Origin of the sequence: Labrenzia sp. 5N, from assembly GCF_012395805.1 — a bacterium.
Classification (GTDB): domain Bacteria; phylum Pseudomonadota; class Alphaproteobacteria; order Rhizobiales; family Stappiaceae; genus Roseibium; species Roseibium algicola.
In genome coordinates, this window is the sequence record NZ_JAAZTM010000014.1 from 87,446 (window position 1) to 101,763 (window position 14,318).

9 protein-coding genes are annotated in these 14,318 nt (G+C 59.8%); all 9 read right to left on the minus strand.

What is annotated here, in order from left to right; translation table 11 throughout:
* Positions 1 to 38: 38 nt before the first annotated feature.
* Positions 39 to 1,451, minus strand: a complete 1,413-nt coding sequence (locus tag HEP89_RS14025) for a caspase domain-containing protein (RefSeq protein WP_168692300.1) — start codon at positions 1,449 to 1,451, stop codon at positions 39 to 41.
* Between the two features lie 206 nt (positions 1,452 to 1,657).
* Positions 1,658 to 2,236 (minus strand): histidine phosphatase family protein, encoded by a 579-nt coding sequence (locus tag HEP89_RS14030; RefSeq protein WP_077291979.1) that lies wholly within the window; start codon positions 2,234 to 2,236, stop codon positions 1,658 to 1,660.
* A gap of 111 nt (positions 2,237 to 2,347) precedes the next feature.
* Positions 2,348 to 4,732 carry a methyl-accepting chemotaxis protein gene (locus HEP89_RS14035; RefSeq protein ID WP_168692301.1) on the minus strand — a complete coding sequence of 795 codons (2,385 nt, stop codon included), beginning with the start codon at positions 4,730 to 4,732 and terminating at the stop codon, positions 2,348 to 2,350.
* Positions 4,733 to 5,220: 488 nt separating this feature from the next.
* The gene (locus HEP89_RS14040) at positions 5,221 to 6,279 is read right to left on the minus strand and encodes an ABC transporter ATP-binding protein (protein ID WP_023003308.1); all 1,059 of its coding nucleotides are present in this window, start codon (positions 6,277 to 6,279) and stop codon (positions 5,221 to 5,223) included.
* Positions 6,280 to 6,306: 27 nt separating this feature from the next.
* On the minus strand, positions 6,307 to 8,043 hold the full coding sequence (locus HEP89_RS14045) for an iron ABC transporter permease (protein WP_055656025.1): 1,737 nt from the start codon (positions 8,041 to 8,043) through the stop codon (positions 6,307 to 6,309).
* Positions 8,044 to 8,129: 86 nt separating this feature from the next.
* Positions 8,130 to 9,452: an extracellular solute-binding protein gene (locus HEP89_RS14050; RefSeq protein ID WP_023003311.1), complete on the minus strand. Its 1,323-nt coding sequence runs from the start codon at positions 9,450 to 9,452 to the stop codon at positions 8,130 to 8,132.
* A gap of 149 nt (positions 9,453 to 9,601) precedes the next feature.
* Positions 9,602 to 10,939: a sigma-54 dependent transcriptional regulator gene (locus HEP89_RS14055; protein ID WP_209014706.1), complete on the minus strand. Its 1,338-nt coding sequence runs from the start codon at positions 10,937 to 10,939 to the stop codon at positions 9,602 to 9,604.
* On the minus strand, positions 10,923 to 12,968 hold the full coding sequence (locus HEP89_RS14060) for an ATP-binding protein (RefSeq protein WP_168692302.1): 2,046 nt from the start codon (positions 12,966 to 12,968) through the stop codon (positions 10,923 to 10,925). The genes HEP89_RS14055 and HEP89_RS14060 overlap by 17 nt, the downstream gene beginning before the upstream one ends.
* A complete protein-coding gene (locus HEP89_RS14065) occupies positions 12,961 to 14,223 on the minus strand; it encodes an ABC transporter substrate-binding protein (protein WP_168692303.1) in 1,263 nt (420 codons plus the stop codon). The genes HEP89_RS14060 and HEP89_RS14065 overlap by 8 nt, the downstream gene beginning before the upstream one ends.
* Positions 14,224 to 14,318 lie beyond the last annotated feature (95 nt).

The following is a 14,318-nucleotide window of genomic DNA, read 5'->3' on the forward strand; positions in this document are numbered from 1 at the left end:
ATCATCTGAAACTCGAGCACGTGTGCCGCTCTGCCAGGTCAGTCACAATATTGCTGGCCGTTGAACGTGAAGCAGTTGCCTCCGGATGAGGAGGACTGGGGACTGGGTTTCGACTTCGTGTAACACTGCCCTGCTGAAGAGAGCAGTTGTCCGGCCGGGCAGGTTTTCAGAACACACTCGTTGTTCTTCAATACGTAGCGGGCGGAACAGGTCAGCGGACATATCCTGCCGTCGAGCTGCCGAAGTTTCTTCAGGACAGCCGCGTTGGGAGACAAGGACGCAAGCTGAAGCTTGGCTTCGTTCCTCAAGGTGTCGAGCGCGCGGCCACTTTTCGGGCCCCAGACACCGTCTGGCGAACCTGCGTCGCAGCCAAGCCTGTTGAGTTCCACCTGGACGGCCCTCGTCAGTTCCTTCGGGTCGGACGGGACCGGAGCTTCGTTTATCGGTTGCTCGGCTTCGCTCGGTGCAAGACTTGCCTGGACCTGCGGCTTGTCTTCGAGGTCCTTCAGTCGGTTGGCGGCGACACCTGCGAAAAGGCCGTTTGGAAACTGGGCGAGATAGGCGCGCAGTTCCGAGATGGAAGGATTGTCGCGAATGGCGGTCCAGTAGGCGACGTCGAGGCTGCCCTGGCTGCCGGCTTCTCCGGCGGTATCGTCTGGCAGCGGACCGTCTTCATAAAAGTAGAAATCACCGGTGATCGAGCTGACTTCCCAAGGCACCTGCCGGTCGGCGGTTTCGGCCAGAACATCGCGCCTGGCCTGCTTGAAGACGGATTCAATCGGCTCGCCGGGACTGGTCTCAATGGCGCGGCTGAGGGCGGCCGTGTAGGGGGAATTTCCGGCGGAACCGTCCATCGCGACCTGCCCGGGTGACGTCGCATAGGCGATCAGGGTGCCCATGGGTGCATCGATGGGGGCAAGGCCACGGGTGGCCGAGCGGAACGAGCCTTTGAAGGGATTGTTGCGACAGGCATCCAGTACGACGATGTTCACCGGACTGCTGGACGAGTTCATCACCTTGAGGAAGTCGTTGACGTTGATGCCCTCAAGATCGACCTCGTCCTCATCCGCCAGAAGGGCGTTCACCGGGATGAGATAATTCTCCCCGCGTACCTGCACACCGTGCCCGGCGTAGTAGATCAGGCCTGCTTCGATCGACGAATCCCGCAAGGTGCGACCAAACTCGAGAAGTTCCCGCTTCATATCCCTGTAGTTGCCGTCGATGAGTTGCCTCACTTCAAAACCGGCATCGCCCAAGGTTTTTGCCATGAGGAGGGCGTCGTTTTCAGGGTTTTTCAGAGATTGAATATGTTCGTAATTCGAATTGCCGATGATGAGCGCGACACGCTTACCCGCAAAGGCGGATCCTGTACTGGAAATTATTTGAAGAAATACGATGGCCGTTAAAATGACGCCCAAACGAATAATATGTGCTGGCAGCAAATAGTTCACTTGTAGCCCCCGCTAAGTGAATGAAATAAAGGAGTTCTTGCTGAATACTCTCCTTTGTATAGCTGCAGCACCGGTTTCCTGTCCACAGCGTCAATGGAGGAAGACCATTGCCAAAGTGACGGGTTCGTCCTGTCTTCCGGTTTTGGTCTTGTATTTTTCGCGGGGGAAGGTGCTGGGCGTGCAAAACGGGGGCACGCCCGCAGTCTTTAGCTCCAGACCGTTTCCTGTCCGTTTTCAAGCACATGAACCACGCCCTGCGGTTCCTTGAGGCTGAGGATCCCGGTGTCATCGAGGCCAAGAACGATACCTCGAATAACCTTGCCGATCTGGCCATGGGCCACTGCGATTGTCGGTCCCGTCAGGCCTGCAAGCCAGGCTCCGGCGCGCTCACGCATCTGCTGCAGTGTCTCGCCACCCGGCGCATCAAAATACCAGGTGTTGCCGGGCTTGCCGTTCATGTGCTCGGGATACTTCTCGAACATCTCGGGCCTTGTCAGGCCGCTCAAACCGCCGACATCGATTTCGACGAGCAGGTCGGTTTCAACCGGCGAAAAGTCGAAGTTCTGCTGCAGGTACTGCGAGGTTTCCAGAGTTCGGCCCAAGGGGCTGACCATCTGGTCGTAACCTTCGGCTGATACCAGTTCGCGGGCGAGGATCTTTCCCAAGAGAGTCGCCTGCTCGCGTCCCTTTGCAGTCAGGGGAGAATCCAGCCGGCCTTGCGCACGGCCGATCAGGTTCCATTCTGTTTCGCCGTGGCGCATGAAGATGATTTTCGGATGGGTCATCGGGTTGTCTTCTTAAGTGTCATGTTGGCGGTCCGTTCGGGTCGAACCGGTTTTACAGGGGGGAAACTGGGCGGGCAGCAGTCGGTGCTCCCGCCCGGCAGGCGTTTGATCTCAGGCTGCCGCCACTTCGTTGAGGAATGTCGTCACGGTCGACCGAATGCGTGCTGTCTGCTGGTTCAGATCGTCGGAGGCATTCAGAACATCGCTTGCGGATTTCCGGGTGTCGCCGATCGCATCCGAAACGCTGGACATGTCTTCGACGACCGCCATGGTTCGATTGGAGGCGAGGGCGGCATTTCGCGCGATTTCGTTTGTTGCGTAGCCCTGCTGCTCAACGGGAGCGGCAATCGCGCTGGTGCACTCCGAGACGTCCTGCATTATCGCGACGATCTCGCCGATGGCCGTAACCGTTTCCGATGCGGACGCCTGCATGGCCGCAATCTGCGAGGCGATTTCGTTTGTCGCTCTTGCGGTCTGAGTTGCCAGCGACTTGACCTCTGCCGCCACAACGGCAAAGCCCTTGCCGGCTTCCCCGGCACGAGCCGCCTCGATGGTGGCGTTGAGCGCCAGCAGGTTGGTTTGTTCGGCGATCTCGGAAATCAGGGAAACAACGCCTTCGATGCTTTGTGCGGTTTCCGCCAGGCCGGTGATCTTGCTGCTGGTCCGGTTGGCGTTGTCCGCGGCGTTGCTGACGATCTGGCTTGACGTTTCCACCTGCCGGGCGATCTCGGCAATCGAGGCAGCCATCTCGTCGGTGGCAGCCGCGACGGCCTGAACGTTGCCGGAGGCTTCGTTCGAGGAACCGGTGGCGTTGCCGGTGAGGGAAGATGCCGTTTCGGCAATCACCGTCATGGACTGGGCAGTGTCCTGCATCTGTCCGGCATTTTCGGACAGGCTCTTCAGGACGTCCTGAATGTCATCGCGGAACCCGGCCACCAGCTTGTCTATATGCTGTTGGCGCTCCTCACTGGCCAACTGGCTTTGCATCCGTTCTTCGCCGAGGCGGCGGTTTTCCAGCAGGCTGTCACGGAAAATCAGGAGTGCCTGACGGAGCTGCCCAACCTCGTCGCGCGTGACCGCACCGTCGATCGTGACATCGACTTCGCCGTCAGCCAGGCGACGGGTCGCAGCTGTCAGAACGGACACGGGGCGGGCAACGGTGAACCAGAGTGCAACTGCCGCCGCAATGCCGAACACCAGCCCGATCGCGGACACCGCCAACAGGATGAGTGTCGACCTTGCTTCCGTACTGGCGGCACTGGTTTCCAGCCTTGCGTTGAGCGCGGAAATGCCTTCGGCAAACTTTGTCTCGGCAGTGTCGGCAGCAGCAAGAGCAACCCGGAAATCTGCCATGGCTGAAGACAGTTTCGCAAAGGCGCTGCCCAGGGTTTCGATTGCGGTGCGCGCTGCGACCGCATCGGCTCCCGTCAGCATGGTGGACAACACCTGTTCCTGTTGCATCTGCAGGGCCGCGATACTGTCGAGCACCGCCTTGCGGGTAAGATCCGACCGGTTGACCTGGAACTGCCAGAACGCATCTGACAACACCCGGGCTTCGGCAGCAAAGTCGTCGCCGGCCTTGGCTTCGGCAACAGCGGAGCGGGCAAGTCCCTCGATCGCCAGCATGTCGCCGTGGGCCGTCTTGAAGGCGCGGCCAAGGTCATTGCGCACGGCATCGGTCAGTCCGGCAAGGCTATCAAAGCCCTTGGTCAGAGCGTCTCTCCTGGACAGGGCCTGGGACGGATCCTTCTGGACGGCGGAGAGCAGGGCGCGCATGGCGTTGGCGCCTTCGGCAAGGTCACGTGCGGGCTGCAGGTTTTCCGACACGGTTGCGGAGGACGTCAGCTTGCGGATCAGGAGATAGTACTTGCCGAAGGACTTGCTGACCGCCTTCATGTGAGCTGCGTCCGGATGTCGAAACAGGGTCTCCAGATCCAGCTTGAGTTGCATGGAGTGGGCGCTGGCAAGTGTTGCTGCCTGCGCGAGTTCACTGGCTGCTTCCCCGCTTGTTCTCAACGATTGCAGCTCGTCGACCAGTTTCTGTTCGCGTTTCGCTGCCGCCTGGGCAACGCTGTGGCCGATCGCCATCAGGTTTTCCAGGGATGTCGTCATCTGCAGGCGTTTGCGTTCGATTTCTTCCTCTGAGGCAACCAGGGTGTCGAAAGCAGTCGAGAATGCCGCAATGTTGCCGGTCGCCGAGGCAACGTCTTCTCCGCCTGCTTGCAGAACGGACAGCGTCGCGGAGATGTCGGTCATGCTGTCCTTCACCACGGAGACGTCATCCGGATCGCCGGATTCGACGTAACGCGCTTTCAGGCGGTTAAGCTGGGCCATGGACATCAGGGCAGAGCCCGTAGTCTGGGAGGTTTGAATTGCCCCGCCCATCTGGCGGGTCGCGACATAGCCGACGACCGCAACGGACATTGTAAGCAGAACGGAAACAGCCATGCAGATGGCGAGTTTCATCGATATCGGAAGATTGCCGGCGGCTCTCATGTTTCCCCCATGAATCGAGTTTCAGTGGTTCACTGAACTCCATGCCGCCACAGGAGTAATCCGGGAAAGCTAGGTGGTAGTTGTTACCAAACTATTTATGACCAGGTCAGTTTTATCGGTGAGGCAAGTGCCTAGCCAAAGTTGACTAATATCGCCGGTTATCGGAACCTTCCTTGATCCGCTGAATTGCTTGAAAGGCGTTGCGATTTTCTTCGCGCTGCGAGACCTGTATCGCGATTCCGATATCAAAAACTTGACCTTGCGTCATATTGGCAAGTGTTTCTGCGAAAGATGGCCCGTGAACTGACGCTCACGGGCCCCGACGCCCGAACCTTGGGCTTTCAGCTCCTCCCAGCCGGCAGTGGCGGCCGCCCGCAGGGAGAAGGGTGAGAGGAGGTTGGGCCGGGCACCGGATCTGAATGGCGTGAAGACACCTGCACCGGGCAGGAGGCCGGCACGATCCCGTGCTGGCCTGATGCCGAAAAACGTCAGAGCAACACGGCGTTCCGGGTGTTGACGCTCATCTTCACTTCCATGCCGGGTTCGTACCAGTCGACACCGCCCACATGTTTCTGATCGATGATCAGCTCACTGCCTGCTGCTTCCACCAGGTAGCGCGTCTGGCTGCCGAGAAATTCCCGGTGCTTGACCTTGCCCGTAATCAGGTCCGGGTGGTTCTGGTCGGTGACGATTTCGATGTTCTGCGGCCGCAGCACGAGCGAAGAACCGTCGGGGCTGCCTGCACCGAGATGAAGCACTTCGCCGGAGGCAATCTTGAAGGTATTTCCGCCGTCGCCACGCTGAAGTGTGCCGTCGATGATGTTTGCGGTTCCCAGGAATTTTGCCACAAACAGATTTGCCGGCGTGTCGTAGAGCTCCTGCGGCGTGCCCATCTGCTGAATGACACCGCCGTCGAGCACGGCCATTCGGTCGGCGGTGGTGTTGGCCTCTTCCTGGTCGTGGGTGACGAAGATGGTCGTCAGGCCCAGCTTCCTTTGAAGGGACAAAAGTTCCCGGCGCATCTGGATGCGCAGGCTGGCGTCAAGGTTCGACAGCGGCTCGTCGAGCAACAGGACATCCGGCTCGACGACGACGGTACGGGCAAGAGCCACGCGCTGTTGCTGGCCACCGGAAAGCTGGGAAGGCATGCGGTCGGCGAGATGCAGGAGGCCGACGAGTTCCAGCGCCGATTCCACACGGGTACCGATGTCCTTGCGCGCGACTTTCCGCTCCTCAAGGCCGAAGGCGACGTTGGCACGAACCGACATGTGAGGCCACAGGGCATAGGACTGGAACACCATGCCGACATTTCGTTTCCAGGGCGGAAGCTTGGCAATGTCGCGGCCTCCGATGAGAATGCGTCCTCTGGGCGTAGGACCGAAGCCTGCAATGGCACGCAGGAGGGTGGACTTGCCGGAGCCCGACGGGCCAAGGAAGGCGTAGAATTCACCCGGTTCGATGGTCATGTTGACGCCGCGCAGGACTTCGGTGGTGCCGAAGGAGAGATGCAGGTCCTCGATCCGTATTTCGACTGCTTTTCTGGTCATTGGAAGTGTTTCCTCGAAATTGAACGCTCAGTGGGATGCGCGGACTTCGGCCTTGCGGGCCCGGTCCTTCTCGATGATGCGGTTCGACAGGTACGTCCCCAGGCCGACGATCACGACGGCGAGGATGCCGAGTGCCGCGCCGGCACCCCGGCCGGACGGACTTTGCATGTAGAGGTAGATCCCGTAGGAAAGCGGAGCGTCGTCGCTGGTGGAGACCAGCATGATGGTTGCCGACAGTTCGACTGCGGCAGTGGCAAAGCTGGTGACGAAGCCGGCGAGGATCCCCCCGGCCATCAGCGGAACGACGATCCTGCGGATGGAGCGGCCCTTGGAGGCGCCGAGGTTTTCCGCTGCTTCCTCAAGCGACAGGCTGACCTGCTGAAGCGCGGCCATGCAGGCTCTGAGCGCATAGGGCAGGCGGCGCACGGTCAGGGCGATCACGATGATGACCCACCAGGACGCCAGCGGCTTGCCGATGACCGGCACCTCGAAGCTGTGGAACAGGCGCAGGTACCCGATGCCGAGCACGACGCCGGGTACGGCAAGCGCGGCGGTCGCCATGTAGTCGAGCATCTTGCGGCCCTTGATGCCGGTTCGCAGCACGATGTAGGCGATTGCCGTTCCCAGGATGATGTCGAAGCCGGCGGCAAGGCCTGCATAGATCAGTGTGTTGACCACATATTGCAGGGACTGTTCGAACACGGTGGCGAAGTTGGCCAGCGTGTAGCCGTCCGGCAGCGGGCTGAACGACCAGATCGTGCCGAACGCAAGCAGCGTCAGACCGAAATGCGGCGACAGGACCAGAAGCAGGATGAAGACGACGACGCCATAGGCAACGATCTTCTCGCCGCGCGACAGGTCGCGCCGGGCAAGACCGCCACCACCCTTTTGAACCGTGGCGTAATCCTTGCCCCGCATGAACAGGAAGGACGCCCACAGCGAAAAGACCGAGAAGGCCACCAGGATGAAGGAAATGACGTAGCCCATCGGATCGCTGATGCCGACGGAGGAAATGCGCAGATAGGCCTGGGGGGCCAGCATGTTGTTGACGTTGAGCAGCAACGGGGTGCCGAGATCGTCAAAGACCTTGATGAACACCAGCGCGGCGCCGGCAATGTAACCGGGCATGGCGAGCGGGAACACGATCCGGCGGAACAGGCGCAAGCCCGTGCAGCCGAGGTTCTGCGCCGATTCTTCCATTGCCTTGTCGATGTTGCGGAGCGACGCCGACAGGTTGATCAGGATGAACGGGAAATAGTGCAGGGACTGGACGAAGATGACGCCGTTCAGACCTTCCATGAACGGGATCTTGAAGCCAAGGTATTGCGACAGCAGAAGGTTGACCGTGCCGTTGCGGCCGAACAGGAGCTGCATCGCGATGGCGCCGACGAAGGGCGGCATGATCAGCGGGATGACGCCGATGCTCTGGATCAGCGCGCTTCCGCCGAAGTTGAAACGGGTGGTGATATAGGCCAGCGGCAGGGCGATAACCGTTGCCACGACCACGGACATCGCCGAGACGTAGAAGGAGTTCACGAAGGAACTGCGGAACAGCGACGAGCGGAAGAAATCGCCGAAATTCTGGAGCGTCAGGGCTCCTGTGTGGGGATCCTGGAAGGCGACATAGGTCACCTTCAGGACGGGAAGGATGAGAAACGCCAGCAGGAAGATGGCGATCGCGACGCCCGCAATTGCGGTGCCGGACAGCTCGGGAAATATGCGCCACTGCCTTGCAGGCGCAGTCGCTGCATTGCTCGTAGTCATCGGCTATGGACTCCGGGGAAGAGGCCGCACCTTCCCTGTTCCGGGCGGTGCGGCAAGTTCGACGTGATGTTGTTTTTGGTTTTCCGTCAGAGGCTGGCGGCTTTTTCCGCCAGAGCCTTGGCCTTTGCGTAGTTCTCGACCACGAAGGCATCCCACTGCTGCTCGACTTCTGCCTGGCGGCCCTCGATGACGTCGCTTTCCTTCTTGCGTTTCTGCTGGAAGACGGCGGCGAAGGAGGGGTCGAGACTTTCTTCCTCGGTGATGGGGGTAGCGTCGATGAGTGCGCGTGCTTCGGCGATCAGTGCCTTGGCTTCCGCATTGTCCTTGTCGGCAAGTGCAATCTCGGCAAGCTGCACGGCCCTGACCGCTTCACGCAGCTCGGTCAGACGGTAGGTGACCATGACGTCGAACAGGGAATTGACGACGTTGTAGCGCTTTTCCGAGCGGTCGGCGTCGAAGTTGACCGATGCCTTCACATCATCGCCTTCGAATGGGTTCGGAATGCCGTCCGGTGCGGTCGCATAAGCCGCCGGGTTGACCGGCAGACGCATGATGGCCGGATCGAACAGGACCTGCTGGCCTTCCGGCGACAGCACGAACTCGATGAACGCCTTTGCACCTTCCGGGTTCGGAGCGTTTTTCACGACACCGATGTTGGCAGGTACAACGGCAGTGACCGACGGATAGGCGAAGTCGACCGGGAAGCCGGACGCGCGGGACGAGAAGCCGAAGAAGTCGATAACGACGCCGAGGCCGAAGTTGCCCGAGTTGACGCCATCCGGCACACCGAAGCTGCGCTCGGTGACCGTGTTCATGTTACCGGAAATCCACTTCCAGTCGGCCCAGCCCTTTTCCCAGCCGGCGCCCTGCAGAAGCGTTTCGACCGTCAGGTGCGTGGTGCCGGAGCGGGACGGTGCGGACATGCCGACATGACCGAAATATTCCGGCTTGGCCAGGTCTTCCCATTCCTTTGCCGGTTCCAGCTCGTTGGCCTGCAGATAGCGGGTGTTCCACATGATGCCGTAACCGGATGCGGCAAAACCGTAGTAGAAGCCGTCGGGATCATTGATCGGGTACGTGCCGATCTTTTCCGGAATGCCTTCGGCGTTGATTTCGACCTTGGCAAGCAGGTCGTTGCCCTTGAGCACTTCGAATGCATCGGGGGCGGATGCCCACATCAGGTCGGACGTGTTGTTTCCGGCGGTTTCCTGAATGTATTTGACGGCTGCGGATGTTCCCTTGCTCAGGATCTCCAGCTCGTAGTCCAGGTTGGATGCAGCAAAGGCGGCTTCGAATGCATCGGTCAGTTCCTTCGGAAAGGATGTCACGACGACCACCTTGTCGGCAGCATTCGCCACGCCGGCAGACACCAGCAGTCCCAGTGCCGTCAGGCCCAGTAATTTCCTCATTGGATTATGTCTCCTCCATTCTGACGCAAGGGGGTGATCCAGCCCCTTGTTCGTTCAGCGAGGAAACGCTATCACTGACGAAATTTTCGAGTCAAATTATTGAATTTATTGATATTTTTGTGTCAAAACTGACACGTTCAACGTGTCGATCATGACCCGTCTTCCTCCGCAAGACCGCAGCTTTTCAGGCGCAGGTAAAGTCTCTTGCGCGGGATGCCGAGCAGTTCGGCGGCTTCTGCCTTGCGGCCACCGGTCTGAAGCAGAGCGTTCTGCAAGAGCTCGGTTTCGAAGGCGGTCATGGCCGCCTCATAGCCTGTGGAGACCTCAATGGGCTGGCCGCTGCCTATCTGCAGGTCAGCCTCCAGGCCGATGACAAGCCGTGCAGCGATGTTGCGAATTTCGCGAACATTGCCGGGCCAGTCATAGGTGAGGAACTGCTTTTTCTGGCGCTGTGACAGTTTCGGAAGCGGCAGGCCGTGGTTTTCCGAGGCCTGATCCAGAAGGTGTTCCATCAGTTCGATGACATCCCTGCCGCGTTCACGCACCGGCGGGAGGGACAGGGTTGCGACATTCATCCGGTGATAGAGATCGCCCCGCAGGCGGCCATCGTGAACGAGGGCGGCAGGATTGGTCTTCACGCCGGCGATGACGCGGATATCGACCGGGACGGCATCGCTGCCGCCCAGCCTTGTGATCTTGCGCTCTTCCAGTACACGCAGAAACCGCGTCTGCAGCGCATTGGGCATGGAATCAAGTTCATCCAGATAAAGTGTTCCGCCCTGCGCCCGTTCGATCCGCCCCGGGAAGGAGCCGTTTTCGGTTTCGAAGCCGAACAGTTCGCGGTCAATGTCCATCTCCGTGACGGCACCGCAGTTGATCGTCACAAGCGGTCCCGGCGCGCGCGGGGACAGTTGATGCAGACAGCGTGCGGTCAGGTCCTTGCCGGTGCCGGTTTCGCCGTGCAGAAGCACATCGACATTCAGCGGGCCGATGCGCGAAATCGTCGACCGCAGGTCAGCCATGACCTGCGAACTGCCGATAAGCTCACCCTGAGGATCGCGGATGCGCTGAACCTTGCGCCGCAGCGCCAGGTTTTCGAGTTGCAGCCTGCGCTTTTCAAGTGCCCGGCGGGCCGTGTCGATCAGGTGTTGCGGTTCGGTGGATTTCTCGATGAAGTCATAGGCGTTGTGCTTCATCGCCTGGATCGCGGTCTTCACGTCGCCGTGTGCCGTAATGACGATGAAGGGGACCTGTGGGGCATTTTCCTGGATCAGGCGCAGAAACTCCATGCCGGTTCTGCCGGGCATGCGAATATCGCTGATGACGATGCCGTTCCAGTTTGGCTGGATCTGTTCGGCAATCACATTGGCGTTGGCGTAGCAACGTACGCTGAACCCGGCGAGCTCGAGCGTTTCCTGCATTGCTTCCAGCAGATCCGCATCATCGTCGACCAGAACGATTTCGCCCGTTTCAAACCGAGTGCTCAAGCTGCCCCACCTTGTTCTGTGCCGCGCATGGCAGCCTCAGCTGAACGGTTACGCCACCCTGGTCGTTTTCCGCAAGTTCCAGATGCCCGCCCATGTCCTGCATGATGTTGAAGGAGATGGTCAATCCAAGACCGAGACCCTTGCCGACTTCCTTGGTGGTCACGAACGGGTCGGTCAGCTGCGTTGCCGATTGTCCCTGAAGGCCGATGCCGTTGTCGGCGATCAGGATGGTCGCGTCACCGCCGGTTTGCTCTGCCTCGATGCGGATTTCACCGCGGCCTGCCGCTTTCATGTCGATGGCGTCGACCGAGTTGCCTATGACGTTGATCAGGACCTGTTCCAGCAACACGGGATCCGCGCGGAGGGGCAGCTTGCCGGCAGCGTCGGAGACATTGAGCGCGACGCTGCTTTCCTCCAGGCGCCGCTCGAACAGCGATACGACAGGTTCCAGGGCCTGTTCCAGCGTCAGGTCCTTGACCGCGTAGTCCGAACGGCGGGCTATGCCGTTCAGGTGCTTGATGACGCGTGACATCCGCTCGGCAAGGTTTTCAACGACGTCGACCTTGGCTTCGACCGCTTCGCTCTTGCCCTTGGCAAGCAGCAGTCGAAGATTGTGCAGGTGATGTTTCATGGCCGCGAGCGGCTGGTTCAGTTCGTGACTGATGCCCGCAGACATCTGGCCGAGAGCCGCCAGCTTGCCGGCCTGAACAAGTTCGCGCTGGGTCTGCTTCAACTGGTCGAAGGCGCGTTTGCGCTCCACGATTTCCTTTTGCAGGTTTTCGTGGGTTCTGTTCAGTTCGACCACGGAGGATCTGAAGATCTCCGTCGCTGCCCCCATGCGGGCGATCTCGTCGTTGCCGCGGGTGGGGATCGGCGTGGAGAGATTGCCCTGAGCGATCTCGATCAGGGCTTCTGCCAGCCGGTGCAATCGGGCAACGATCTGGTTGCGGACATAAAACAGCAGAATGCCGGCGCAGATGACGCCGCAGATGACAGTTGCGACGGCCAGCAGCAGAGAGGCAATGCGCAGCCGTTCGGCTGCCTGATTGGTAAAGGTGAGGGCGGCAAGACGGCGTTCCCTGCCCAACTCGACCAGGGCTGCCTGAAGATCTGCGACGGCGGCCTGTGCGGTGCTGAGGTCGCCAAGTGCCTGTTGCTGCAGCTCGATCCGGTCACGCGATCCTGCAAAGACCCCCGTTTCGTCATAGGCGAAGGCCTGCAGCCGCTCCAGCGAGGACACCAGCGTCTCGGTGTCGGCCTTTTGCGGGACCTCCGCCAGCATGCCCTGGAGGTTTTCAAGCGCGTCGAAATTCAGATCTTCGAGCTGTGCGAGTTTTTCCGCCGTGTCGACATAAAGCGCCTGCAGCAGGAAGGTAATCGCCGTCGCCGTGCTTGACCCGATTGTCTGCATCTGTTCGCGAAGAAGGGTTTCCTGCCGGATGATCGCGGCAGCCGCGACCCGGTCGGTGCGCGACTGCGAGCGGACCATTTCTGACGACAGGCTGTCGATGTTGAAGGACAGGTCCTGAATGCGGGCAGCGACTTCGGTCTGGATATCGATCTGCAGCCAGCGCAGTTCCACCTGGTAGTGTTCCAGCGATCTGTTGATTGCCTGCAGATCCCGGGAGACCTGCAGGAAGGACCCGAGCTTGTCGCTCAAGGTTTCCTTCGCCTCGATTATCTTCGCGGTGTTTTTCGTGTCGCTCAGGATGTTTGTTTCCAGAAGGCCCGAAATGCCCTGGCTTGCGGCTTCCACATCCTCGCGCATGGCTTCCGGTTCGCGTTCCCGGGTCTGCGCGGCAATCTCGGTCGCGATGACGGCAAGGCGTGTCGCATATTCGGAAAGCTCGGAGGCCAGGGCGATTTCCGGAATGCTCTTTTCGGTGATCTCGCCAAAATCGCTGCGTGCCTGAGTGAAGAAGACCACGCCGATGGCCAGGATGATCCAGGTGATCGCGGCGATCGTGAGGATGGACAGCAGCAATCGAAACCATATCGTGCCGCGCCCGCGGTTTGCCGTCTCAGTCATTGACAGCCAGACCATTCCGGATGCTTGCCTCGAGCCCGGTCAGCATGGCATCGACTTCCGCCAGTTGCTCCCTGGCGGCAACGCGCCAGGTGGCAAGGCTCCATTCCTCGCCTGTTCCGACAAGCGAGTTCGCGCCTTCCTCCTGTGCGTCCCGGTAGCGTTCCGAGCGCACGGCATCTATCTCGGACACGGGAAGCTGGTTGAGCTTCTTCTTAATCTTGATCAGCGAAGGGACGAGATCGGGAGGCGCCTGACGGCTCAACGTTTCCAGGCGCCGCAATAGGTTTCTGCGCTGAACCAGATTTCTGGTGATGAAGATGTCGAACAGGTCGTTGACTGCCTGATACCGGGTTTCGGCAAGATTGGGGTCATAGGTGGACCAACTGAATTTCAGCGCAGCCTGCACTTCCCTGGGGAACTGGTTCAGGGATTGTTCGCGAACAGTGGTGTCCACCGGGATCCTGCGGATGTCAGGCTGTGTCAGCAGTTCCTGCGCAGGTTTGCTCAACATGAAATCGATGAACAGGCCCGCCTCCTCATGGGCGGAACCGTGGTTGAGAACGGAAATCCGGGCAGGGGCCATCATGACCGGTTGACCATATTGAAAGCGAACGCCGTCGTCGGCTTCCGTCAGCGCGAGAAAATCGATCGACAGACCAACATCGAAGCGGCCGCGCTTGAGCCCCTCTATGACACTGAAACTGCGGGCGGTGATGGTCTTGAGGTTCTGGGACAGGCCGAAGATATACTGCCAGCCCCGATCCCAGCCGCGGTCCTGAAGGATGACTTCCAGCAGCATGTGCGTGGACCCAGACCGGGCAGGGTGGGACATGGCCAGCCTGTCCTGAAAACGTGCGTCCAGCAGATCGTTCCAGCTTGTGGGCGGCCTGCCTTCAAAGTCTTCCATCCAGCACCAGCCGACACCGGAATAGGCGAAATCGACAAAGGTCTGGCTGCTGTCCTGTGAGCGTTCCCGCAGGCGGCCGAATTTCTCGAGAAGGGAAAAGGCCTCCGGTGACGACGACCAGAACAGGTCGAAGCCGCGCGGGTTTTCCAGCAGGATTTCCTCGACCGAGGCAACCGTGTTCTTGTTCAGGACGGTAACGTTGATCGCCGGATACTTCTTCGAAAACGCATCGACGAAGGGCTTCGTGAAATAGTCCGGAAAGGACGTCAGGACACGAAGATCCCGCGCGTTTGCGGCAGTCAACAGCAGGAGTGTCGCCAGGCAGGACATCGCAATGACGGCCGGCATGACGGATATTTTCTGAAAACTGATTGCACCTGACATCCCGGATTGCCTCATTTGGAGGCACCTTATATCAGAATTCCGAATGTCGACGGAAATAT

What these genes read in the sequence shown, in the direction of transcription:
- HEP89_RS14045 (WP_055656025.1), bottom strand. Translation starts at nt 8,043, where the DNA reads ATGACTACGAGCAATGCAGCGACTGCGCCTGCAAGGCAGTGGCGCATA.
- HEP89_RS14065 (WP_168692303.1), bottom strand. Translation starts at nt 14,223, where the DNA reads ATGCCGGCCGTCATTGCGATGTCCTGCCTGGCGACACTCCTGCTGTTG.
- HEP89_RS14030 (WP_077291979.1), bottom strand. Translation starts at nt 2,236, where the DNA reads ATGACCCATCCGAAAATCATCTTCATGCGCCACGGCGAAACAGAATGG.
- HEP89_RS14040 (WP_023003308.1), bottom strand. Translation starts at nt 6,279, where the DNA reads ATGACCAGAAAAGCAGTCGAAATACGGATCGAGGACCTGCATCTCTCC.
- HEP89_RS14060 (WP_168692302.1), bottom strand. Translation starts at nt 12,968, where the DNA reads ATGACTGAGACGGCAAACCGCGGGCGCGGCACGATATGGTTTCGATTG.
- HEP89_RS14035 (WP_168692301.1), bottom strand. Translation starts at nt 4,732, where the DNA reads ATGAGAGCCGCCGGCAATCTTCCGATATCGATGAAACTCGCCATCTGC.
- HEP89_RS14050 (WP_023003311.1), bottom strand. Translation starts at nt 9,452, where the DNA reads ATGAGGAAATTACTGGGCCTGACGGCACTGGGACTGCTGGTGTCTGCC.